This is a genomic window from Aggregatibacter actinomycetemcomitans (assembly GCF_003130205.1).
Classification (GTDB): Bacteria; Pseudomonadota; Gammaproteobacteria; order Enterobacterales; family Pasteurellaceae; genus Aggregatibacter; species Aggregatibacter actinomycetemcomitans_A.
The window spans coordinates 1-21,533 of sequence record NZ_NRDF01000018.1 but is presented as its reverse complement, the minus strand read 5'-3'; the positions used below and the strand labels follow the sequence as shown (position 1 = coordinate 21,533).

The 21,533-nt window shown below is 47.1% G+C and carries 21 protein-coding genes and 5 pseudogenes; 5 read left to right on the top strand and 21 right to left on the bottom strand.

Annotated elements, in window-relative coordinates; all coding sequences use genetic code 11:
- Nucleotides 1-25: 25 nt before the first annotated feature.
- The 6 genes from DK423_RS10085 to DK423_RS10060 are packed head-to-tail and all read right to left on the bottom strand — an operon-like array spanning nt 26 to nt 3,971.
- The gene (locus DK423_RS10085; protein ID WP_005557507.1) at nt 26-1,693 is read right to left on the bottom strand and encodes an AMP-binding protein; all 1,668 of its coding nucleotides are present in this window, start codon (nt 1,691-1,693) and stop codon (nt 26-28) included.
- A complete protein-coding gene (locus tag DK423_RS10080) occupies nt 1,693-1,944 on the bottom strand; it encodes an acyl carrier protein (protein ID WP_005557505.1) in 252 nt (83 codons plus the stop codon). The genes DK423_RS10085 and DK423_RS10080 overlap by 1 nt, the downstream gene beginning before the upstream one ends.
- 2 nt (nt 1,945-1,946) lie before the next feature.
- On the bottom strand, nt 1,947-2,210 hold the full coding sequence (locus tag DK423_RS10075) for a phosphopantetheine-binding protein (RefSeq protein WP_061886811.1): 264 nt from the start codon (nt 2,208-2,210) through the stop codon (nt 1,947-1,949).
- A complete protein-coding gene (locus DK423_RS10070) occupies nt 2,188-2,970 on the bottom strand; it encodes a lysophospholipid acyltransferase family protein (protein ID WP_005557502.1) in 783 nt (260 codons plus the stop codon). The genes DK423_RS10075 and DK423_RS10070 overlap by 23 nt, the downstream gene beginning before the upstream one ends.
- Complete coding sequence (locus tag DK423_RS10065) at nt 2,955-3,698, bottom strand: beta-ketoacyl synthase chain length factor (RefSeq protein ID WP_005557500.1); 744 nt, start codon at nt 3,696-3,698, stop codon at nt 2,955-2,957. Before DK423_RS10065 ends, DK423_RS10070 begins: the two co-directional genes overlap by 16 nt.
- Before the next feature lie 6 nt (nt 3,699-3,704).
- Nucleotides 3,705-3,971: a hypothetical protein gene (locus DK423_RS10060; RefSeq protein WP_005557498.1), complete on the bottom strand. Its 267-nt coding sequence runs from the start codon at nt 3,969-3,971 to the stop codon at nt 3,705-3,707.
- 27 nt (nt 3,972-3,998) lie between these two features.
- On the opposite strand from DK423_RS10060, the gene DK423_RS10055 reads away from it, so the two are divergent.
- A complete protein-coding gene (locus tag DK423_RS10055; RefSeq protein ID WP_005557497.1) occupies nt 3,999-4,424 on the top strand; it encodes a hypothetical protein in 426 nt (141 codons plus the stop codon).
- Between the two features lie 97 nt (nt 4,425-4,521).
- Here DK423_RS10055 and yigB read toward each other — a convergent pair whose 3' ends face one another.
- The 5 genes from yigB to purM form a co-directional block, all read right to left on the bottom strand.
- Nucleotides 4,522-5,235 carry a 5-amino-6-(5-phospho-D-ribitylamino)uracil phosphatase YigB gene (gene yigB / locus DK423_RS10050; protein ID WP_061886812.1) on the bottom strand — a complete coding sequence of 238 codons (714 nt, stop codon included), beginning with the start codon at nt 5,233-5,235 and terminating at the stop codon, nt 4,522-4,524.
- 14 nt (nt 5,236-5,249) lie between these two features.
- Nucleotides 5,250-6,140: a tyrosine recombinase XerC gene (gene xerC, locus DK423_RS10045; protein ID WP_005557492.1), complete on the bottom strand. Its 891-nt coding sequence runs from the start codon at nt 6,138-6,140 to the stop codon at nt 5,250-5,252.
- Between the two features lie 9 nt (nt 6,141-6,149).
- Nucleotides 6,150-6,974, bottom strand: a complete 825-nt coding sequence (gene dapF, locus DK423_RS10040; protein WP_005557490.1) for a diaminopimelate epimerase — start codon at nt 6,972-6,974, stop codon at nt 6,150-6,152.
- A 73-nt stretch (nt 6,975-7,047) separates the two neighbouring features.
- Nucleotides 7,048-7,236, bottom strand: coding sequence for a formyltransferase family protein (locus DK423_RS10035; protein WP_005557489.1), 189 nt, complete (start codon nt 7,234-7,236; stop codon nt 7,048-7,050).
- Nucleotides 7,236-8,264: a phosphoribosylformylglycinamidine cyclo-ligase gene (purM, locus tag DK423_RS10030; RefSeq protein ID WP_061886813.1), complete on the bottom strand. Its 1,029-nt coding sequence runs from the start codon at nt 8,262-8,264 to the stop codon at nt 7,236-7,238. The genes DK423_RS10035 and purM overlap by 1 nt, the downstream gene beginning before the upstream one ends.
- Before the next feature lie 182 nt (nt 8,265-8,446).
- Between purM and DK423_RS10025 the strand changes: the two genes are divergently transcribed.
- Complete coding sequence (locus DK423_RS10025; RefSeq protein WP_005557485.1) at nt 8,447-8,947, top strand: surface-adhesin E family protein; 501 nt, start codon at nt 8,447-8,449, stop codon at nt 8,945-8,947.
- 104 nt (nt 8,948-9,051) lie between these two features.
- Here the strand turns inward: DK423_RS10025 and clpB are convergent, their stop codons facing one another.
- Entirely contained in the window at nt 9,052-11,622 is a 2,571-nt protein-coding gene (gene clpB / locus DK423_RS10020) for an ATP-dependent chaperone ClpB (RefSeq protein WP_061885916.1), read from the bottom strand.
- Between the two features lie 264 nt (nt 11,623-11,886).
- Here clpB and DK423_RS10015 point away from each other — a divergent pair, with 264 nt between their 5' ends.
- Complete coding sequence (locus DK423_RS10015; RefSeq protein ID WP_032996688.1) at nt 11,887-12,501, top strand: ComEA family DNA-binding protein; 615 nt, start codon at nt 11,887-11,889, stop codon at nt 12,499-12,501.
- Between the two features lie 76 nt (nt 12,502-12,577).
- On the opposite strand, the gene asd is transcribed toward DK423_RS10015, so the two are convergent.
- Together asd and DK423_RS10005 are read right to left on the bottom strand one after the other, a co-directional pair.
- The gene (asd, locus tag DK423_RS10010) at nt 12,578-13,690 is read right to left on the bottom strand and encodes an aspartate-semialdehyde dehydrogenase (protein ID WP_109043971.1); all 1,113 of its coding nucleotides are present in this window, start codon (nt 13,688-13,690) and stop codon (nt 12,578-12,580) included.
- Nucleotides 13,691-13,874: 184 nt separating this feature from the next.
- On the bottom strand, nt 13,875-14,687 hold the full coding sequence (locus DK423_RS10005) for a Cof-type HAD-IIB family hydrolase (RefSeq protein WP_005557475.1): 813 nt from the start codon (nt 14,685-14,687) through the stop codon (nt 13,875-13,877).
- Between the two features lie 142 nt (nt 14,688-14,829).
- Between DK423_RS10005 and DK423_RS10000 the strand changes: the two genes are divergently transcribed.
- Both DK423_RS10000 and nfuA read left to right on the top strand, forming a co-directional pair.
- Nucleotides 14,830-15,516 carry an amidophosphoribosyltransferase gene (locus DK423_RS10000; RefSeq protein WP_109043972.1) on the top strand — a complete coding sequence of 229 codons (687 nt, stop codon included), beginning with the start codon at nt 14,830-14,832 and terminating at the stop codon, nt 15,514-15,516.
- Between the two features lie 110 nt (nt 15,517-15,626).
- Entirely contained in the window at nt 15,627-16,211 is a 585-nt protein-coding gene (nfuA, locus tag DK423_RS09995) for a Fe-S biogenesis protein NfuA (RefSeq protein WP_005557468.1), read from the top strand.
- Nucleotides 16,212-16,256: 45 nt separating this feature from the next.
- Here the strand turns inward: nfuA and DK423_RS09990 are convergent.
- The 7 genes and pseudogenes from DK423_RS09990 to hisG all read right to left on the bottom strand — a co-directional run bounded on the left by DK423_RS09990 (nt 16,257) and on the right by hisG (nt 21,384).
- Nucleotides 16,257-16,723, bottom strand: a pseudogene (locus DK423_RS09990) (phosphoribosyl-AMP cyclohydrolase).
- Between the two features lie 471 nt (nt 16,724-17,194).
- A pseudogene (locus DK423_RS09985) lies at nt 17,195-17,320 on the bottom strand (HisA/HisF-related TIM barrel protein); the annotation flags it as partial.
- A pseudogene (locus DK423_RS09980) lies at nt 17,302-18,002 on the bottom strand (1-(5-phosphoribosyl)-5-[(5-phosphoribosylamino)methylideneamino] imidazole-4-carboxamide isomerase). The pseudogenes DK423_RS09985 and DK423_RS09980, both read right to left, overlap by 19 nt.
- Before the next feature lie 126 nt (nt 18,003-18,128).
- Nucleotides 18,129-18,722 carry an imidazole glycerol phosphate synthase subunit HisH gene (gene hisH, locus DK423_RS09975; RefSeq protein WP_005557455.1) on the bottom strand — a complete coding sequence of 198 codons (594 nt, stop codon included), beginning with the start codon at nt 18,720-18,722 and terminating at the stop codon, nt 18,129-18,131.
- Complete coding sequence (locus DK423_RS09970; RefSeq protein WP_005557453.1) at nt 18,719-19,591, bottom strand: helix-turn-helix domain-containing protein; 873 nt, start codon at nt 19,589-19,591, stop codon at nt 18,719-18,721. Before DK423_RS09970 ends, hisH begins: the two co-directional genes overlap by 4 nt.
- A gap of 103 nt (nt 19,592-19,694) precedes the next feature.
- Nucleotides 19,695-20,445 (bottom strand): annotated as a pseudogene (locus DK423_RS09965) (bifunctional histidinol-phosphatase/imidazoleglycerol-phosphate dehydratase); the annotation flags it as partial.
- A gap of 106 nt (nt 20,446-20,551) precedes the next feature.
- Nucleotides 20,552-21,384 (bottom strand): annotated as a pseudogene (gene hisG / locus DK423_RS09960) (ATP phosphoribosyltransferase).
- Between the last annotated feature and the right edge of the window lie 149 nt (nt 21,385-21,533).

Genomic DNA, 21,533 nt, shown 5'->3' with positions numbered 1-21,533 from the left:
CGTGGCTCCGAGGGCGCTACGGCAACTACGCCTGCGCCAAAATCGCTACGCCGCTACAACAGGTTTCGTCGTCCACCTTCAATTGAAAAGTGATTTTATCCAGCGATTCGTTGGCGTGCAGTTGTAATACGAAGATGTCGTTCGGACGAAGGAATTTCTGGAATTTGAGCTTATCGATGCGACGGAATGCCACTTCACGCTCTAAGAACGCGTTCACTTTTTCGCTAATCCATTGCAGTTCAATGACGCCCGGCACAAGCGGGAAGTTGGCGAAATGATCTTTCAAATACAGCAAATCCAGTGGCACTTTGCCCGTTGCCTGATAGCGCCGTTCGTCTTTTTCCTGAGTAAACCAAATGGGATCGCGCTGCGCTTCCACACAAGTGCGGTTAAATTCCGGCTTATTTATTTTCGATTGGCTGTTACGCGGAAGTTTATCGGTAAAACGCCAGAAACGCGGAATGGCGGTTTTGTCCTGGGTTTCCGCCAAATAATCTTTGAACTGTTCGATGAGATAACGGCGCCCTTTTTCACGCAAAATTTCCACGCCCAGCGCATTTAAACCGACCCATGTCGCCAAACGGGGCACCTCGGGGTGCCGCGCGATATAACAATCGTCCACCCAGTCATGTTGCAGCAATTTGCCTTCAATGCCGGCAAGGGAGGTGCGTTTATCGCCGATTTTCACAATGCGATCGCTACGCCCGAGCAGGCGGAAGCCGTCCGCTAAAAATTCCACTACATCGGCGGTTTGTTCGCGGGCGGACAGCCAGCAACCTTCAATCCACAAGGCACCCTGTTCATCACTGCCTAACCGACTGTTCGGCAACGTTTGCCACAAATGAATGTCGTCACGAATGGCGATAGGGCCGGTTTCCGTGCTGCCGTAGATTTCAATCACCGGTTGTTGCAACACCCGGCGTATTTGCTCGGAAATGTCTTCCGCCAATGCGCCGCCGGAAGAAATCACCCCCGTAATGGTTTGCGGCATTTTAGTATTCTGCCAGTCAATTCGCGACAACATAGTGGGGCTGCTGATCACCACCGTTTGCGTGCTTTTTTGCGCTTCGCTGATGATACATTCCGGATAAAACTGCTGTTTTCGCCCGATTTGCCAACCGTTCACCAAGGACATCATGATATGCACGGTTAAGCCGTAAATATGCTGAATACTGACAGTACTCAAAGCGGTAACGGCGTTGTCCGCCTTAAACGGTAATGCCATAGCAAGGGCTTCCGCGCCAAGCCACATTTGTTCGGCGGTTTTAACGATGGTTTTCGCTTCACCGGTGCTGCCGGAGGTTTTCAGCCAGATTTCGGTCTGATTGGTGTAGTCAAAGAGCGGTGGATTTTGCGGGTGTTTTTCAAGGTGGCGGGATTCACCGAAGCGATCAAACCATTCCGCCGTCGGTTGGTCTATGTCGCTGTCGGTAAGCCAGAGATCGGCATTTTCATTCACCCATTGAATGCTTTCCTGAGTGAAATTCGGCGGAAATAATACCCGCACATTGGCATGCCACGCGGCTAATAAAGTGCACGCCAGTTTGGCACCGTCCTCCAGCCAAACGGCAATGGCTCGGCTTTGACGCTGTTGTAATTCGGCGGAAATTTGCAGGGCTTTTTGCACGAAATCCGCATAACGCCACTCGGGATGGTTTGCAATAAGGCTATTGCCGGTGTATTTGGCGAACATTATTGTGCGTTTTGGCTCAGTTTCAGAACGGCTTTAACCACATCATCCACGGTGCGGACATTACGGAAATCTTCCGCTTGTAACTTGTGTCCGGTTTTCCGTTTAATGTGGTCGATTAAATCAATGGCATCAATGCTATCGATTTCCAAATCTTCGTACAGATTGGTATCCGGTTTGATTCTTTCCGGCTCGATTTCAAATAAAGATTCCAGCGCTTCACTGAGTAAGGCACGGATTTCCTGTTCGGTCATGGTTATACCTCACCTTTTTGGCTGCGGATAAATTGCACTAACGTGGCGACGCTTTCAAAATGGTCACGAAATTGGGTTTGCTCGCTATCCAACTGTAAACCGAAGGTTTTTTGCACCGCCAAACCAAGTTCAAGGGCATCGACGGAATCCAATCCTAAACCATCGTCGCCGAACAGCGCGGTATCGTTATCAATGTCTTCAATACCAATATCTTCTAACGCGAGGCTATCGATAATAAGTTGTTTAAGCTGTTGTTCCAGTTCCATTTTCGTTGTCCTTTGTATGTGTGTTGAAATAATTTTCCAGATATTTGGTTAAGCGGCGCGACGCTATAGGAATTGACTGTTCTTTTAACCAATCTTGCGGATCAATATCATCGCCGACAATCAATTCATATTGCATACGTTTGCGCGGGATTTTATACCACGGATGCCCTTTTTTTAAACTGAGCGGATTCATCCGAATCACCACCGGCGTAATCACTTTGGCGCTGCGTAAACCGATGGATACCGCGCCGCGATTCAGTTTCACTTCGCCGTCCCAGCCTGTGCGCGTACCTTCGGCAAACAGCAATAACGCCTGTTGCTGCAGCACCTCATGGCTTTGTTCCAACAGTTCTACGGATTCCGTATTAGGCAAGAAACCGCAGGCTAAAATTTGGTTGCGCATGGTGGGGTTATCCAATAACTCCTTTTTCACAATGCAATTCAACGTTGGCGTTTTTCCCAAAATGAGTACCACGTCCAACAAGGACGGGTGGTTCGGCAAAATGAGCTGTCCGGCACGCCCGAGTTTTTCAAAGCCTTTATAACTTACTTCCAACACGCCGGCACAGGCTAAATAGCGGATGAAATAATACCAGATGCCGCCGACGAAACGTCGAACTTTCAACTGAGTTTGCAAGTCGCCATGTTTACGCGCATAAGGATAAAGCACCAGTTGTAACAATGTGCCCGCCACGCCCCAAAACAGAAACCCGATGGTGGTGAACACAAAGCGGCGCAGCCAATCTAGCTTTTCTGCCATAACCAAGTTCCCCCGGCGCTACTTGGCGTATGCCATTGCGTACAAGCCAGATGTTGATTTTTCACCCATTCCAACGCCGTATCAGACACTTCGTCTCCTTTCGGCGCTTGATGAGTCAGGCTTAACCGGTATTGCCCGCCTGCCTCAACTACCAATGCCAAGGCATAACTAAATGGTCGGCGCACCACAGGCTGCACGTTATAACGCGGTTCCAACGGCGATTCGGCAACCACCACCAACACTTTTTCGGCTCCTTCTTTGAGCAATAAATAGGCCTCCAATAACGCTGTTTCCAAATTGTCTTTATTTGCCGTTAAAGCGATGGTTTCCGCTTTCACCCGGCGTAACTCCGACCATTGCCCGATAAGGGCGTTGTGCACCGACAAACTAAAGGAGGTCGGTGACACATCGCCTTCCGTTAACAACGAAGACCATAACGTAAAATTACGGTTAATCTCACTGTTTGCGGAAGCATACACCACAGGCAAATTGGATTGTTCTTCCACTAAATCCCAGGCGGCTTCAAAAAACAAACGGGCGGAATCACTTAAACGGCGACGTTTGAGTGACGGAAGAAAGGCAAGTTTAGGCGCAAAATCGGCGAAATTCGCCTGATTTTGCTGCCAATAGGCATAACCCGATTTCCAATCCTCGGTGCTTAATTGCTTATTACACACGATTTTCCAATCGGTTATATTGAATGAAAACTGACAAATCGTTTGCGTCATGCTAGCTTATTGAAATAATTGATTAATCATTAAGTCTGTTTGACCTTGTAAGCCGATCTTAGCAACGCGATCTTCTTCATCGCTACGACGTTTATAAGATAAGAAGCCCAAAGATTGCTTGCCGGCGACGTCGCGCAAATCCGGTTCGGCTGAAATAGTAAAGTAAAAAACCGGGTCAATTTTACCTAGGCTCCGGTTCGAAAGCAATTGGTGTACCGTAAGAACCATGTATTCGTTATCAATAAAAATGCTATACTTACGTACGATTTTCATCTTTTTTACTATCAAAAGGAGATTTTCATGAAACTGATGACTAAATTAACCCTTGCCGTTGCGACTGTATTTATCGCCGCTTGTGCCCCGCGTGATACCACTCATCACTATGATATTCAAAGTGTATTGAATTCCCCTGAAGCACAGCGTTTCCTCAACCCGAATGTAAAACTTTACTTCGGTAAACCGGCACCGGGTAAAGTGGTGGTCGATAATGCTATCACCAACAAGAAAACCAATGCTGCCAACAAATCTGACGAAAAGGCCTGCAAGCGCGCTTTCTTGTCCGCTGTTAAACAATTACAGGATAAAGCACAATCTTCCGGCGCCACCAAAGTGAGCAATATCGTCAGTTACTACAAGAAAAACGTCTATAAAAGTACCACGCAATATGAATGCCACGCCGGTCATCTTATCGCTGGCGTAGCCTTAAAAGGCGATATTGTGAAATAAGTACTGGTAAACAGATAACGGGAGGGTTTCGTGCCCCCCGTTACCAAAAAGTGATTTTAATACAAGTTGCTAAAACACTCTGAAAACTAACCGCACTTTACACGCATAACTGCAACAAGTCCGTCAACGCATTCATCTCCACCGTCGGCAAAATATGCACTTCACTAAATTCAGTGATGTCTTTTCCGCTCAAATTTAACCACACAGACTGACAACCTGCCTGTATGGCGCCTTGCACATCCGTGACTAAATTATCGCCGACGTGTAAAATCTGTTCCGGTGGAATATTAAAATAGTGAGCAGTTTGCAGAAATAAATCTTTATGGGGCTTTGCCCGCCCATGCTCACCGCCGCGCAGTACCAAATCAAACTGATCAAACCCAATACGCACGGGATCCACATTGCCGTTGGTAATTGCCACCAATTTATACCGCGGTTTCAGCTGTTGCAGCACGGCAAAACTTTGTGATGGCACGTCAATTTGATGACGCCAATGTAAAAAATAATCCATCGCAGTTTGCGAAACGCCGGCAATTTCCACCGCACTTTTGCCCCGTTCCGCCAGCAGCGCCTGCAAACTGCGCAAGCGCCATAAGGTCACATCTTCCGCCATCAGCGGGCTATGTTGTGCGGTGGCGTTTTTATACGCCGCCCACATTTCCAAACTAAAATCCGCTATCCGGCAATATTGTTGTACGAAGGTGACGAATTCCTGTTCCGCCGTAGTGATGACGTGCGAATTGTCGTAAAGGGTGTCGTCTAAATCGAAACCAACCACCTGAAAAGGCGTTAAAGTGCGGTAAAATTTCATGGCGTTTTTTTCCCTTATTTTTTACGTTTCGCTCGCGGGTGGGCGGCATCATACACCGCCGCCAAATGTTGGAAATTAAGGTGGGTATAAATTTGCGTGGTGGATAAATTGCTGTGTCCGAGCAGTTCTTGCACCGCGCGCAAATCGGAACTGGCTTCCAGCATGTGGGTGGCAAACGAATGGCGCAATTTATGCGGATTCAAATGGCTGTTCAAACCTTGCCGAATGCCCCAGGTTTCCAAACGCATTTGAATGGCGCGATGCGATATTCGATTACCCAATTGGCTGACAAACAAGGCGTCGTCTTTCGGGTTAAATAACAACCGCACTTTCAGCCATTGTCGAATGGCGTGGGAGGCATAACGCCCGAGCGGCACCACCCGTTCCTTGTTGCCTTTCCCGATAACCCGCACTTCACGGGAGCGGAGATGAATACTGTTAAGATTCAAGCCCTGCAATTCTGCCAGGCGCAACCCCGAACCATATAACAATTCGATAATCGCCCGATCGCGAATATCAATAGGTTCTTTGCTGTCATTGGCAAGCAGTTGTTGCACCTGGTCGGTGTCAATATTCTTCGGCAGATGTTTCGCCTGTTTTGGTGCGGAAATGCCTGTCGCCGGATTCACTTTCAACTCGCCCTGTTGCACCAAATAAGTCAAAAAGCGACGCAACGCGGAAAGTCGCAACGCCAGACTTTTTTCTTTTAAACCGTCCTGCTTACTGCTTTGCGCCACCACATAACGCACCACGCTCGCCGTCACCTGTTGCCATTGCGTAATGCCCACGCCCTGTAAAATCGCCGTGACCCGCGTAAGCTGACGCTGATAATTACTCAAGGTATGCGGGCTGACCCGGCGTTCAACGCGCAGATAGGTGAAATAATGTTGCAGGGCGTTTTGCATAAGTCACTCTTACAAATAAACCACGCCGTCATACACGTGGGTGGCGCTGCCGGTCATATATAACGGGTGCCCTTCGCCCTGCCATTCGATGGTCAAACTGCCGCCGGGCAAATCCACCTGCACTTCGTTATCCAACAAGCCTTGCATAATGCCCACCGCCACCGCCGCACAAGCGCCGCTGCCACAAGCCTGGGTTTCACCGGCACCCCGTTCATACACACGCAGTTTGATGTGCTGGCGATTCACCACCTGCATAAAACCCGCATTCACCCGCTCCGGAAACCGCTCGTGATTTTCCAATAGCGGACCGAGCTGTTCCATATTGGCGGTTTGAATATCCTCCACCTGCACCACGCAATGCGGATTGCCCATAGACACCGCGCCGCACAGCACTGTTTGGATTTCCGTGCGCAAAATATAATTTTTCTCAAATTTATTGGCGGTAAACGGAATCTTATTCGGCTCCCAAATCGGCTCGCCCATGTTCACCCGCACATTGCCATCCTCTTTCACGGTCAACAACATTTTGCCGTTTTGCGTACTCACGGCGATATCTTTTTTATTGGTTAACGCTTTGAGTGTCACGAAACGGGCAAAACAACGGGCGCCGTTGCCGCACTGCGCCACTTCGCTGCCGTCCGCGTTAAAAATGCGATAATGAAAATCCAGTTCGGGATCATACGGCGGTTCCACCACCAACAGTTGATCAAACCCAACGCCGCGATGACGATCCGCCAGGCGTTTGATGGTTTCCGTCGGAAAATAAACGTTCTGCGTCACCGCGTCCACCACCATAAAATCATTACCCAAACCGTGCATTTTGGAAAATTGCATGTGTATCCTTAAATTCATTCAAATGATGGCAAGCATTATAATCAGCCCCGTCGATTGAGTAAATCGATTGATTCTATACTTGATATGAAGAAAAAGTGCGGTCATTTTTCACCGCACTTTTTGCCTGTTGTAAGCCGAAAGCATCCGCTTTATTGCTGAACACACCGACGATTTCGGCATCTATAGAGGAAGCATTGCGGGCATCGATGATTGCCTGCAAATTGGTTCCCTCGCCGGAAAGGAGGACAACGATTTTTTTCATTAGCGAATAATCACTTGTGCTTCGTCGTCGCCTAAATGTTGCACTTCACCGATCACCCAGGCATTTTCCCCCGCCTGATGTAATAAACCGAGGGCGGTTTCCACATCTTCCTGCGGCAACGCCACAACCATACCCACGCCACAGTTAAAGGTGCGGTACATTTCATGGTCGGTAATATTGCCTTGTTGTTGCAGCCAATCAAATACCGCAGGCCATTGCCAGCTGTTTTCATTAATCACGGCTTTCACACTCGGCGGCAAGACGCGCGGGATATTTCCCTGGAAACCGCCGCCGGTTAAGTGGGCGATGGCGTGCACGTCAACGTGTTTGATGAGCTGTAAAATGGATTTCACATAGATTTTTGTCGGCGCCAATAAATGATCGGCTAACGGACGATTTTCCAACCGCGCTTCGGCAAGGTTCACGCCGGACAGGTCCACGACTTTACGAATTAAGGAATAACCGTTGGAATGCGGCCCGCTGGAGCCCAAGGCGATTAACGCGTCGCCCACTTTCACTTCGGAACTGTCGATAATTTCGGATTTTTCCACTACGCCCACGCAGAAACCGGCAAGGTCGTAATCCCCTTGATGGTACATTCCCGGCATTTCCGCCGTTTTCCCGCCGACTAATGCGCAGCCGGATTGTTCACAACCGTTGGCAATGCCTTTAATTACGCTCGCTGCGACATCCGCTTCTAATTTGCCGGTGGCATAATAATCAAGGAAAAACAACGGTTCCGCGCCTTGCATCACTAAATCGTTTACGCACATAGCAACCAAATCAATCCCGATAGTGTCGTGGCGATTTAAATCGATCGCCAAACGCAATTTAGCACTCACGCCGTCCGTGCCGGAAACCAAAATCGGCTCTTTATATTTTGTCGGGATAGCGCACAATGCATTGAAACCGCTCATTACTTCCGGGCGTGTTGTACGTTTGACATCGGATTTAATACGTTCGACTAAGCCGTTACCGGCGTTAATGTCCACATCGGTATCTTTGTAACTTAAGGATTGTTTGCTCACGATGGTTTCCTATTAATTGCTTGAACGAAAATAATACATATTGTACCACGCTTACAAAATCGTTTGCGATATGGGCATAGGATTTTTCTGTTCGGTGGTGCTTTCAGTTAGCTATTCCACGGGAATTGTGCCAAAATGAAGCCATAGGAAAATAAGAGGTCGGAATGCAAAAGGAGTCTGATATGAAAAAAACGATCGTAATTTTCACCGCACTTTTATTGGCTGCCTGTACAAATCCCTCTGCAACCCAAACCACCTCTGCCAAAAAAGCCGACGTTCAGTCACAACAAGAGGTGCCGATTACCCCGCCGAAAGACACCCAAAACGGTTTTTTACAGCTCATGCCAGGCATTTTTTATTATGTGGATATGGATTCCATTTGGGTGGATAACCAAGACAAACGCCTAATTCATTTTGATGCGGTGATTAATTTAGATAAAGGGCTGTATGTGTTTAAAGAATACCCGACACTTTTCGCCAAATCCATGCGCCAGTATAAAATCCTGAACTGTGAAAACTTCCATTTCACTCATGTGCGCAGTGATTTCTACGCCGATTTCTGGGGCGACGGCATCCGCACTGCACCAAAACGCCAATCCCAACACACCATCACGCTGCAACCGCAATCTTCTCTGTATATTCTGGGGCAAGTGATGTGCGCCAATATGTATCGGCGGAAGTAGGGCAAAAAAGTGCGGTGAATTTTCACCGCACTTTCAATAACAGCCCCATGAAAAAAGCCATTTAGCGTTCACTAAATGGCTTTTCATTATTGAGGTTTAATGGCTTATTGTTTTGCCACGATTTGACCGTCCACATAGTCCACGTCAATCACTTTATCAGGCAGCAAGGCGCTGGATAAAATTTGTTGTGCCAACGGATTTTCGATTTCTTGCTGAATTGCCCGTTTGAGCGGACGCGCACCGAAAATCGGGTCGTAACCGATGTCGCTGATGAAATCCAGTGTGGCATCGGTAAAGTTCAACACATAGCCATGGGTTTCCATGCGACGGGCCAAGCGTCTTAACTGAATATCGGCAATTTGACGAATATTCTCTTTGTTCAACGGGTGGAACATGACGGTTTCGTCGATACGGTTGATAAATTCCGGACGGAAATAACGACCGACCACTTCCATCACCATGCTCTTCACCGCGTCATACCCTTCCTGTGCGTGTTCCTGAATCAAGTCGGAACCGAGGTTGGAGGTCATAATCACCACCGTATTGCGGAAATCCACGGTTCTGCCTTGCCCGTCGGTGAGACGACCGTCGTCCAGCACTTGCAACAGAATGTTAAACACGTCGTGGTGCGCTTTTTCCACTTCGTCGAGCAAAATCACGGAATACGGACGGCGACGCACCGCTTCGGTTAAGTAACCGCCTTCTTCATAACCCACATAGCCCGGAGGTGCGCCCACCAAGCGGGACACGCTGTGTTTTTCCATAAACTCGGACATATCGATACGCACCATGGCATCTTCGCTGTCGAATAAGAAGGACGCTAAGGCTTTGCACAACTCGGTTTTACCTACACCGGTCGGACCTAAGAATAAGAAGGAACCAATCGGACGGTTCGGATCGGAAAGACCGGCGCGGCTACGACGAATGGCGTTCGCCACCGCATCCACCGCTTCATTTTGACCGATAACCCGTTTGTGCAGGAATTCTTCCATGCGCAATAATTTTTCTTTTTCGCCTTCCATCATTTTGGCGACTGGAATGCCGGTGGCGCGGGAAAGCACTTCGGCGATTTCCTCGTCGGTCACGCGATAACGCAGTAGGCTCATTTCTTTGCCCTCGGCGCCTTCCGCTTGTGCCAATTGTTTTTCCAATTCCGGAATTTTGCCGTATTGCAATTCGGACATTTTGCTCAAGTCACCGGCACGGCAGGCTTGTTCCATTTGCGTGCGGGCATTTTCCAGTTCCGCTTTAATGTGTTGTGTGCTGGACAGAGCGGCTTTTTCCGCTTTCCACACTTCTTCTAATTCGGCATATTCACGTTCCTTTTCCGCTAATTCTTTTTCCAGCATTTCCAAACGTTTACGGCTGGCATCGTCATCTTCTTTTTGTAATGCCTGGTGTTCCAGTTTGAGCTGAATAATCCGACGATCCAAACGATCCAACGGTTGCGGTTTGGAATCGATTTCCATACGAATGCTGGATGCCGCTTCGTCGATTAAGTCGATGGCTTTATCCGGCAACTGACGATCGGAAATATAGCGATGAGAAAGCGTTGCCGCCGCTACGATTGCCGGGTCGGTAATTTGTACATGGTGGTGGATTTCATAACGTTCTTTCAAACCGCGCAAAATGGCGATGGTATCTTCCACGCTCGGCTCGCCCACAAACACTTTTTGAAAACGACGTTCAAGGGCTGCGTCTTTTTCAATGTACTGGCGATATTCGTCCAAGGTGGTCGCGCCCACGCAATGTAATTCACCGCGCGCCAAACTTGGTTTGAGCAGATTGCCCGCGTCCATGGCGCCGTCAGTTTTTCCCGCGCCCACCATGGTGTGAATTTCGTCGATGAATAAAATCACTCTGCCTTCTTCTTTGGCGAGTTCGTTTAACACCGCTTTCAAGCGTTCTTCAAATTCGCCGCGATATTTCGCCCCGGCGATTAACGCGCCCATGTCCAACGACAGCACGCGTTTGTTTTTCAAGCCTTCCGGCACTTCGCCATTCACGATACGTTGCGCCAAACCTTCCACAATGGCGGTTTTACCCACACCGGGTTCACCGATTAACACAGGGTTGTTTTTGGTACGGCGTTGCAGCACTTGAATGGTGCGGCGGATTTCTTCGTCACGCCCAATCACCGGATCCAATTTGCCGCTTTCCGCGCGGGCGGTTAAGTCGATAGTATATTTTTCGAGTGCTTGGCGGCTTTCTTCCGCATTTTGATCATTCACTTTTTGCCCTCCGCGAATCTGCTCGATGGCTTGTAAAATCTGTTCTTTTTTCGCACCGCACTTTTTCAGGATCTCGCTCAGGGTGCCTTTTTCTTCTAAAGCGGCAAGCAAAAAGATTTCGGACGAAATGAATTTATCCTGCCGTTGTTGTGCCAATTTGTCACATAAATTCAAGATGTTAAGCAACTGACGGGAAATTTGCACATCGCCGCCATTGCCGGACACTTGCGGGAACTTGGCAAGCTCATTGTTGATTTCGTTACGTAATAAAGCGACGTTCACGCCGCCTATGGTGAGAATCGGTGCCACGGAGCCGTCTTGTTGATTTAACAAGGCGCTCAATAAATGCACCGGTTCAATAAATTGATTATCCTTGCCGACCGCCAAAGATTGCGCTTCCGCCAAGGCTTGTTGGAATTTTGTAGTAAATTTTTCAATATTCATAATGTTTTCCCTTGATAGTTCCAATGGATGTTCTATTGAACATTTATTCGCCAAAATTAAATAAGATCGTTTTAAAAGATTTCAAGGGAAAAATGCAAAAATTTTAATTTTGCCTATTGATTTTTAGGATTTGATAGGTTTTGCTTGGTTTGAACTTTTCATATGGAATTTTGTTCTAACGAGAACATTTATCGTCTATTTTGTTACCTAAAAGTGCGGTGCGTTTTCACCGCGTTTTTTCATTCACCGGAAGAGGAAGAAAAAATGAAATCATTAAAATCGCTGCTTGCTTTAGCCGTCGCCATGACCGTTTCCACCACCGTATTCGCCGAAGAAAGCGTGTTCACGGAAGTCAAAGACGGGGCGAAATCTGCCTGGCAAACCGTGAAATCCGATGCCAAAACCGTGGGCGGTAAAGTGAAAGAAGGCGCGGTGAAAGTCAAAGACGCCACCAAAAAGAAATTCGTCGAAGCGAAAGAAGCGACCAAAGAGACCTTTAGAGAAGCCAAAGATGCCACCAAGGAAAAATTTGCCGAAGCCAAAGATGCCACCAAGAAAAAGTTTGCCGAAGGGAAAAAGGCGGTAAAAGACACTTTTCAAAATGAAAAACCGGCGCCGGTAGAAGACAAATCCACCACCAAAGAAAAAAGTGCGGTGGAGAATAAAGCCAAAATTACGCGTAGCAAAAAAGTGGATATTAACACTGCCGACGCGGCAATCTTAGAAAACTTATCCGGTATCGGCGAAGCAAAAGCCAAGGCGATTGTAGAATACCGCGAGAAAAATGGGAAATTTAAAAATCTGAATGATTTATCCAACGTGCCGGGCATCGGTGACGCTACCTTAGAAAAAGTCAAATCCCATGTGCGTTTTAACTAATCTTGACGGATAAAAAATAAGGGCTGTTCAACACAGCCCTTTGTTTTTTAGAGGTCTTGTTTTTGGCAGTCGGCTGTTATTTGACCAATTGCACCAAAATACGACGAATCGGTTCTGCAGCACCCCACAATAATTGGTCACCCACGGTGAATGCCGCCAAATATTCCGGACCAAGATTGAGCTTGCGTAAACGCCCGACCGGAACGTTCAATGTGCCGGTGACCTTGGTCGGTGTTAATTCGCGTAATGTGGTTTCTTTGTCGTTCGGGATCAGTTTCACCCATTCATTGTGCAACGCCAAAATTTGTTCGATTTCGGCAAGCGGAATGTCGCGTTTCAATTTGATGGTGAAGGCTTGGCTGTGGCAGCGTAACGCACCGATACGCACACATAAACCATCCACCGGAATCGGGTTGTCGCTTAAGCCCAGAATTTTGTTGGTTTCTGCGTAGCCTTTCCATTCTTCTTTGGTTTGGCCGCTTTCCAATAATTTGTCAATCCAAGGAATCAGACTGCCTGCCAACGGTGCGCCGAAGTTATCGATCGGGAAGTCTTTATCACGCATTTTGGCGGTCACGGCGCGTTCAATATCTAAAATGGAAAAATTCGGATCCGCAAGTAAGCCTTTCACTTCACCGTTTAACTCACCCATTTGCACCAACAACTCACGCATATTTTTCGCGCCGGCGCCGCTGGCGGCTTGGTAAGTGGCAACGGAAATCCATTCCACCAAATCTTTTTCAAAGAGACCGCCTAACGCCATAAGCATTAAACTGACGGTACAGTTACCGCCCACATAGGTTTTCACGCCGTTTTTCAAGCCTTCGCTGATCACGTGTTGATTCACCGGATCCAACACGATAATCGCGTCTTTTTCCATACGTAATGCGGACGCCGCATCCACCCAGTAACCGTTCCAACCGGTGGCTTTTAATTTCGGATAAACTTCGTTGGTATAATCGCCGCCTTGGCAGGTCACGATAATGTCCAATTTTTTCAACTCTTCAATATCGAACGCATTTTTCAGGGTGCCTGCGTCTTTACCGCCGAATGTCGGTGCAGCTTGTCCCGCTTGAGAAGTGGTGAAGAAGATTGGATTGATATTCGCAAAATCATTTTCCTGCTGCATACGATCCATTAAAACGGAACCCACCATTCCGCGCCAACCGATAAAACCAACGTTTTTCATAAATTTGTCCTTCTAGAATAAGATTGAAAAGATGTTGTGTAAGGGCTTAATTAATAGCAAGAGATCACGCACAAAAGCAAGTGTTTTTCCGATATTTTTTTGCTTTTTAAAAATAATCGAAAAAATGACCGCACTTTTTCAAACGCGCGCCCGTCCATTAATGGCTAAATCATCGCCCTAAGGCTTAATCAATTAACCCCGCCTTCACCAAAAACCGATAAATGCCGTCTTGGTCGATGGGGTCCGACACATGAGCGGCGATGGCTTTTAATTTCTCGTGCCCGTTGCCCATGGCGACGCCGACGCCCACGCGACTTAGCATTTCCAGGTCATTTAAGCCGTCGCCGAACGCCATCACATTTTCCATTGTCAGCCCTAAATGTTTCACTGCCGCTTCAATGCCGCGCGCTTTGGAACCTTCCGCATCGAATAAATCCACGGATTCCTCATGCCAGCGCACCATGCGTAAGCCGTCCAATAAACCGCAATTTTGCATCAATTGGTCTTGATCTTCTCTATAAAAAGGCAAAATTTGGCTAATAGCATGATGTTCAAAGAACGTTTTATCCACCACATAATCCGTAGTAATCACATCAAAGGAGCGGGTCACCCGTGCATTTTTCTCCGACACACTCACCGCGTCATCGGTAATAAACGCGTAGGCAATATGATGTTGGTCGAAAAAATGGGTTAAACGTCGAATTTGCCCGGTAGGAATCGTATGCTTGGCAATCACTTGATTCTTGTGGGTCACGGATTGCCCGTTCATGGTTACGAACAACGCCATGCCTTCCTGCTCAATCAGCTGTTTCACCTGCCACGGGAACATGGTGCGCGAACGCCCGCTGGCAATGGCGGGAATAATGCCGTTTTGTTTGAGTTTGCGAATAAACAACGGCACACTTGCGGGCAAATGATCCTGTTCTTTTATAAACAGGGTTTCGTCGATGTCAAAAAAGATCACTTTAATTTGGTCGCGATAATTCGGAATCGTCATACAGTCTCTCTTTATTTAAAGCAAAATGTCGCCGAATTTTATCATTTTTGCGAGGCAGATCCTAAATCGATGGAAAAACATCGAAAAAAACCACCGCACTTTTATGATGCGTCATTTCCATTCAAAAAGTGCGGTCAATTTCATGAACGTTTTTCAATCCTGCTGCGTGCATTGCCACACGCCGCTTAAACTTGCCAAACATGGCTTATGCAGCCGTTGTAACCGCACTATTCGGCGCTTTGCCTATTGCGGTTGCTGCGGTGCGGAATTGGCGGAAAACGCATTACATTGCGGAAACTGTTTGCGGCAGGAACCTGCATGGGATCGCATGGTGATTATCGGGCGTTATAACGAACCGCTTTCCACTTTAATTCATCGTTTCAAATTCCAAAATCAATTTTGGCTCGACCGCACCTTAGCCCGTCTGTTGTATCTGGCGATTCGTGACGCGCGCCGAACCCATCAGCTGCCGTTGCCCGACGTGATTCTTCCTGTGCCGTTACATCATCTTCGTCAATGGCAACGCGGTTATAACCAGGCGGATTTACTGGCGCAGCAATTAGCTAAATGGTTCAGAATCCCTGCTGCGAACGGTTTTCTCCTCCGCACCAAACGGACACCGACACAACGTGGCTTAACGGCAAAAGACCGACGCCATAATCTGAAAAATGCTTTTCGGATTTTAATTGATAACAAGGATTTTCCTTATCGTAGCGTGGCGTTAGTAGACGATGTGATCACCACCGGCTCCACTTTAAACGAAATCGCCAAGCGGTTACGCCAAGCCAACGTGGCACATATTCAGGTGTGGGGGCTTGCCCGCACATAACGTTCCCTTAAAAGGCTAATCCGCTTTTTTATTGTAGCAAAAGGTAGAAAAAAAACGGCGTGAGGCGTATCATATCCGACAAATTTAATCTGATTTACTGTGAGAGAGTTATGCAACAAATTACTATTTCAGCGGCGGCACAAGCGCATTTTCGCCGTTTATTGGATCAACAGGAAGAAGGCACTCATATTCGTATTTTCGTAGTCAATCCCGGTACGCCGAATGCCGAATGTGGCGTTTCTTACTGCCCGCCGAATTCCGTTGAAGCCGACGACACGGAAATCAAATATGACAGTTTCTCCGCCTTTGTAGACGAAATCAGCCTGCCGTTTTTGGAAGAGGCGGAAATTGATTACGTCACCGAAGAACTCGGCGCGCAGCTAACCTTAAAAGCGCCGAACGCCAAAATGCGTAAAGTGGCGGATGATGCGTCACTAATCGAGCGGGTGGAATATGTCATTCAAACCCAGATCAACCCGCAATTGGCAAGCCACGGCGGCAAAATCACCTTATTGGAAATCACCGATGACGGCTATGCCATTTTGCAATTCGGCGGCGGTTGTAACGGCTGTTCCATGGTGGATGTCACCCTGAAAGACGGCGTGGAAAAACAATTGGTCAATATCTTTCCGGGTGAATTAAACGGCGCCAGGGACGTTACCGAACACCGACGCGGCGAACATTCCTATTATTAAGCCAAAAGAAAACCACCCGATGAGGTGGTTTTTTGTCCGTAACAACTATTTTGTGTGACGTTCTTTCAATTTCTCAATCATATCCGCCCGGCTTAAATCCGCGTTTTGCAATAACACCGTGAGGTGATAATGTAAAACCTGCTCTTTAGTTTCAAATTTAAAATTTTTTCCAGTTTACTGAAAAAGATCTAACTCGGTTCATACCGTAGGTGTCGAAAACAGCTTCCCGTGCCGGCATGGCGGGTTAGTACGACAGGATTTGCCAAAATCAACAACGCATCCTGATTGCAATCCAGCCTCATATCCACCATGTTCAAGAAATTTCCCGAGGTTTCCCCTTTCGTCCACAGTCAATTTTTCGTCCGAGAAAAGAACGTCACCTTCTTTTCCGCCAAGGTTTTTTCCGAGGCTTCCGGATTCATATAACCGAGCATTAACACCTCACAGGTGGTGGCGTGTTGCACGATAACGGGGAGAAGATTGTTGATTTTTTGCCGGTTGATGTTTTGCATTGTTTGTTCTCACTAAATTTTAATCATATATTCCTCTCTCCCGTTTACGGGAGAGAGGATATTATCTGCACACTTCCACGCTCTTGATAGCGCCCGTTTCCTAACCACGGCTGTTCGAAACATTGTAATATATTGATATTTCAAAAGTATCTTGCCTCCCCCCGTTTACGGGGGAAGGTGCCCGAAGGGCGGAAGGGGGGAATTTATCTCGATGTTTTGTTTAAAAATTGAGATTTAGCCCCCCTCAGGGCTTCGCCCAGCTCCCCCCGTAAACGGGGGGGCCAAGTTTTTCTTTTTTATTAAATAGTTACAATGTTTCGAACAACTGTGGTTTCCTAACGGGTGCTGTAACTTATTATTTCTTATCGCGTATTCCGGCACGCGTTAGGAAACGCACGCCATCGTTCGTCTATCGTTATCTCTAAAAAACGCCTTCAAAAACGACCGCACTTTTTGGCGTTACAGGCGCACTTCCACGCCTTCTTTCGCCAAATACGCTTTCAGTTCGCCGATGATTTCGTGATTGAGGAACTGCACGCCTTTCACCACCTGCCCGTTTCGCACGTCCAAACAAGGAATTATCCGTTTTGCCAACATTTGATTGCCTCCGCTACGGTAAATTTGCCTTCCAGTAATGCGCGCCCCACAATCACGCCCGTGCCTTTGAGGGCTTCGATGTCCGCCAACGAGCCGATACCGCCGGAAGATTGGAAATGTACATCAGGGAATTTGGCGCACACTTCGCGATAAAGGTTTACGTTGGAGTCTGCCAGCGTGCTGTCGCAGGAAATGTCAGTACAAAGCACGTGTTGAAGACCAAAAGTGCGGTAGTTTTCCACGACGTTTTCGAAGGTCAGCGCGCTGGTTTCCTGCCAGCCTTTAATCGCTACCCACTTCTGCCCGTTTTCAATGCGCACGTCCAACGCCAACACAAATTTCTCCACGCCGTATTTGTTAAACCAGCTCTGCACCATGTCCGGCTGCGTCACCACCGGCAAATCGGCGACATCCTGTTCGGTGCGAATCCCACCGCCCACCTGAATCTTGCTTTGCGTGGCAGCGATAATCTTGCCGGTAAGTGCGGTCTGTCGTTTCAAAGGATCTTTCGCGCCCGTTAAATCCACCAAATGCAACTGCTTCGCGCCTTGTTGCAGGTAAGCGGCGAACTGCTCAATGGGGTTTCGCTATAGGCGGTTTGCTTGGCATAATCGCCTTGGTGCAGGCGCACAACGTGCCCATCGATGAGGTCGAGGGCGGGGATGATGATGGATGTTTGCATAATTTTTTCCTGTGTTTGCTCCCTATCCCCTCTCCCGCAAGCGGGCGAGGGGATTGGTAGATTCGTAGCTTAGGCAGGAAAGAAGCACAACTACACTCTTTCAATATTTAGACCCGGATCGCAAAACTAAATTTTCTCCACAAAATTCCTCAACAACATCGCGCCATTTTTACCCGAGCGTTCGGGGTGGAATTGCACGCCGTAGAAGTTGTCTTTGGCAATGGCGGCGGAGAAATCCACGCCGTAATGGCTGGTGGCGATGATGTTTTCGTTCGGTAGCACGGCATAGCTATGCACAAAATAGAAATGGCTGTCTTGCGCAATGCCGTCAAACAGCGGGCAGCCTTCTGCGTAACGCACGTTGTTCCAGCCCATATGCGGCAACGGTAAACCTGTGTCGGGGATTAACGCCGTTTGGCTTAGCATTAGGTTGAGCGTTGCCACGTTGCCTTCTTCAGAAAAAGCGGTCATTAACTGCATTCCCAAACAGATGCCAAGCACAGGTTGAGTGAGGTTTTGGATAACCTCAACTAGCCCGTGATCTTGTAAGTTTTTCATCGCCGCAATCGCTGTGCCTACCCCAGGTAGAATCAGTTTATCGGCGGATTTGATTTTGTTGAGATCGCTTGTGATCTCAGTCGCATAGCCCAATCGGTCAAAGGCGAATTTGACGGAGGAGAGATTGGCACAGGCGGTGTCGATGATGGTGATTTGGTTCATTGTTTTTCCTGTCCTAAATATGATTTAACTACATTTTGAGCACTAACAAATCCCGAACCATACATATTTTCATAAGATTTTTGGCTAAAATATTGATTATAGACATCAGTAAAATCATCCCACCACATATTATTTTCCGTTGGATATTTAAGAATACACCCTGGAAATATTTTTCCAGAATATAATAAATCAAATTGTTCTTTCTTTAGAATCCTTCCGCTACAGTATAAATTTTTATCTCTATCTAATTGTTTAAGCAATTGGTACATACCATATATTTGACTTTGACCACCAGAACCAACACCACTACCAATATGCCATAAACGATGAATGATTTCATATTTATAATCAGAGAACTTTAATATTATAAATGTATATCCAGAAGGTTCACTATTATCCGAACGAATAAAGTATATTTGGATTGGGTTACATTCTTTTAGATAATAATAATGAAAAGGATCATAATTAGTTTTTTTATCTAAATAAAAAGGCTCTCTTTTCCCTTCGGTCAGCCACTCTTCATTTATACCAAATGTATTACAGAATTTTTCGATAAACTCAAAATTAGGTTCAGTTACACCTTTGAAAATATTTTCCAATTCTCCAACAGATCTAAATTCCATTATTCTAGCTAACTTAGCTATTGTATAGGTATCATATGTCTCATTTTTATTTAGTAAATTTTTAAATTGATTTAATCTTTTTACTATTCCACTGACTTCAGTTTTTTCGTCTAAAATTTTATTTTTTTCAGGTGGGATTTGGATTTTATTCTCAATTTTTATTTGATGTTCGACTTTTTCATCTTTTATAACTATTTTAGTTAGTAAACCAGAAAAAAGGTTTGAGAAGAGAGTGCAGATTTCCATATATAATATCCCTGTTACGAATTTTACAACCGGTCAAACTCCCTCAAAAACTTTGCAAGATTCAACCGCACTTTTGGACGGATATAAAATCCGCTCCTACGAATCATAACACGCCTTTCGAACTCGGCAACTCATTCCCTTCAACCCTTATCGCCTGTCTTAACGTCCGTCCGAACGCTTTAAACAAGCTCTCGATTTTGTAGTGGTCGTTGTCGCCGGTGGCTTTGAGGTGGAGCGTGGCGAGCATTGAAAAGGCGAGGGATTGGAAGAAATGCTCGGTCAATTCGGTGCTGAAATCGCCCACTTTGTCGTGTTTGAATTTGGCGTTGAATTTGATCTACGGTCTGCCCGATAAATCCAAGGCACATTTGGCGCGACATTCGTCCATTGGCAGCACAAAGCCGAAGCGGGCGATGCCGCGTTTGTCGCTGATGGCCAGTTTTAACGCTTGCCCCAAGGCAAGGGCGGTGTCTTCGACGGTGTGGTGTTCGTCGATCCACAAGTCGCCGTGGGTGGCAATTTGGTCGAGCATATGGTCGAAAAAACTACGCCTGTTTTGATGTTGTTCACGCCCGTTTCGTCCAGCCACACTTGCACTTTGATGTCGGTCTCTTTGGTTTTGCGTTCCACTTCTGCGTAACGCGGTTGGCGATCGCCGATGTTGGTCACGGCTTCACCGAGTAATTTTCCACAATCAGATCCCAGTTCAATTTCTGCGGATCGTATTGCAACGCACGAATGCCGAGGTTTTCCGCCAGCTGTACGTCCGTCGTACGGTCACCAATCACAAAAGAGAGGTCAGGATCGAACAAGTTTTTATCGATGTATTTTTTCAGCAACTTGGTTTTCGGCTCGTCGATTAAGGTGACGTCGCGGTCGATGAAAAGGGTTGGTTGCATGGTTTTTCCTTATATATTGTGGTATCAATCCTCTCGCCCGCTTGCGGGAGAAAGGCACGTTTTACTCCATCATCTTCTCAATCTGCAACACCAAAATAGAACTGGCGCCCACCTCTTTGAGGCGTTCCATGGTTTCTCAGAACAGATTTCCCTGGCTCACCACGTGCATTGCTACTTTGGAATCGTCGTGCGCCAACGGCAGGATGGTTGGGTTTTCGGCGCCGGGTAAAAGTGCGGTGATTTCTTCAAGTTTATTTTTCGGTGTGTGTAGCATGATGTATTTGGATTCGGCGGCTTGTTGCACACCTTTTGTCGGCGCTGAGCGGTTCGGCACGTTGGATTAAACAGGCTTTGGAACGGTAAATCACTTCCACTTCTTTTAAGCCGTTAGCCTCTAACATGGCGCCGGAAGAAACTAAGTCACAAATGGCATCGGCAAGTCCTGCACTGGGGTCGACTTCCACGGAACCGTTCAGCAAGGTACTTTTGAAAGGCACGCCTTGTTCTTTCATGTAACGTTTGAGTAAATTCGGGTAGGAGGTGGCGATGCGGGCGTTGGCGAAATCCCAAATGCCGTTGTATTGATAATCACGATCCACGGCGAGGGATAAACGGCAACCGCCGAAATCCAACTGACGCAACATTTTATAAGCCACCGTTTCGCCCGCAGCAAGACGCCCCAATTCTTCTTCCTCCAGCACGTTCTCGCCGATAATGCCGAGATCCGCCACGCCCAAAAATCAACCCCAGGATGTCGTCGTCACGCACGCGCAGGATTTCGATGGGCATATTTTCTGCATAAGCAATTAAGCGCTGTTCATTCCAGTTGATTTTCACCCCGCACTGGCTCAGTAATTCCGCACAGCCTTTGCTTAAACGCCCTTTCTTTTGCATGGCGATGCGTAAACATTTTTTGTCATCCTCATTTTTTAAACCTTGAATTGTCAAACCAAGTGCAACAATTTTTTAAAGTAAACCTCATAAGGTGTTTTCCGGCCTAAACACTTTCGTGGTCTTAGATTGAGTTTATCTACGACAGACTG

Excerpts from the sequence above, each read along its gene's own strand:
- DK423_RS10085 (WP_005557507.1), bottom strand. The coding sequence starts at position 1,693 with ATGTTCGCCAAATACACCGGCAATAGCCTTATTGCAAACCATCCCGAG.
- DK423_RS10080 (WP_005557505.1), bottom strand. The coding sequence starts at position 1,944 with ATGACCGAACAGGAAATCCGTGCCTTACTCAGTGAAGCGCTGGAATCT.
- DK423_RS10075 (WP_061886811.1), bottom strand. The coding sequence starts at position 2,210 with ATGGAACTGGAACAACAGCTTAAACAACTTATTATCGATAGCCTCGCG.
- DK423_RS10070 (WP_005557502.1), bottom strand. The coding sequence starts at position 2,970 with ATGGCAGAAAAGCTAGATTGGCTGCGCCGCTTTGTGTTCACCACCATC.
- DK423_RS10065 (WP_005557500.1), bottom strand. The coding sequence starts at position 3,698 with ATGACGCAAACGATTTGTCAGTTTTCATTCAATATAACCGATTGGAAA.
- DK423_RS10060 (WP_005557498.1), bottom strand. The coding sequence starts at position 3,971 with ATGAAAATCGTACGTAAGTATAGCATTTTTATTGATAACGAATACATG.
- DK423_RS10055 (WP_005557497.1), top strand. The coding sequence starts at position 3,999 with ATGAAACTGATGACTAAATTAACCCTTGCCGTTGCGACTGTATTTATC.
- yigB (WP_061886812.1), bottom strand. The coding sequence starts at position 5,235 with ATGAAATTTTACCGCACTTTAACGCCTTTTCAGGTGGTTGGTTTCGAT.
- xerC (WP_005557492.1), bottom strand. The coding sequence starts at position 6,140 with ATGCAAAACGCCCTGCAACATTATTTCACCTATCTGCGCGTTGAACGC.
- dapF (WP_005557490.1), bottom strand. The coding sequence starts at position 6,974 with ATGCAATTTTCCAAAATGCACGGTTTGGGTAATGATTTTATGGTGGTG.
- DK423_RS10035 (WP_005557489.1), bottom strand. The coding sequence starts at position 7,236 with ATGAAAAAAATCGTTGTCCTCCTTTCCGGCGAGGGAACCAATTTGCAG.
- DK423_RS10025 (WP_005557485.1), top strand. The coding sequence starts at position 8,447 with ATGAAAAAAACGATCGTAATTTTCACCGCACTTTTATTGGCTGCCTGT.
- clpB (WP_061885916.1), bottom strand. The coding sequence starts at position 11,622 with ATGAATATTGAAAAATTTACTACAAAATTCCAACAAGCCTTGGCGGAA.
- DK423_RS10015 (WP_032996688.1), top strand. The coding sequence starts at position 11,887 with ATGAAATCATTAAAATCGCTGCTTGCTTTAGCCGTCGCCATGACCGTT.
- asd (WP_109043971.1), bottom strand. The coding sequence starts at position 13,690 with ATGAAAAACGTTGGTTTTATCGGTTGGCGCGGAATGGTGGGTTCCGTT.
- DK423_RS10005 (WP_005557475.1), bottom strand. The coding sequence starts at position 14,687 with ATGACGATTCCGAATTATCGCGACCAAATTAAAGTGATCTTTTTTGAC.
- DK423_RS10000 (WP_109043972.1), top strand. The coding sequence starts at position 14,830 with ATGAACGTTTTTCAATCCTGCTGCGTGCATTGCCACACGCCGCTTAAA.
- nfuA (WP_005557468.1), top strand. The coding sequence starts at position 15,627 with ATGCAACAAATTACTATTTCAGCGGCGGCACAAGCGCATTTTCGCCGT.
- hisH (WP_005557455.1), bottom strand. The coding sequence starts at position 18,722 with ATGAACCAAATCACCATCATCGACACCGCCTGTGCCAATCTCTCCTCC.
- DK423_RS09970 (WP_005557453.1), bottom strand. The coding sequence starts at position 19,591 with ATGGAAATCTGCACTCTCTTCTCAAACCTTTTTTCTGGTTTACTAACT.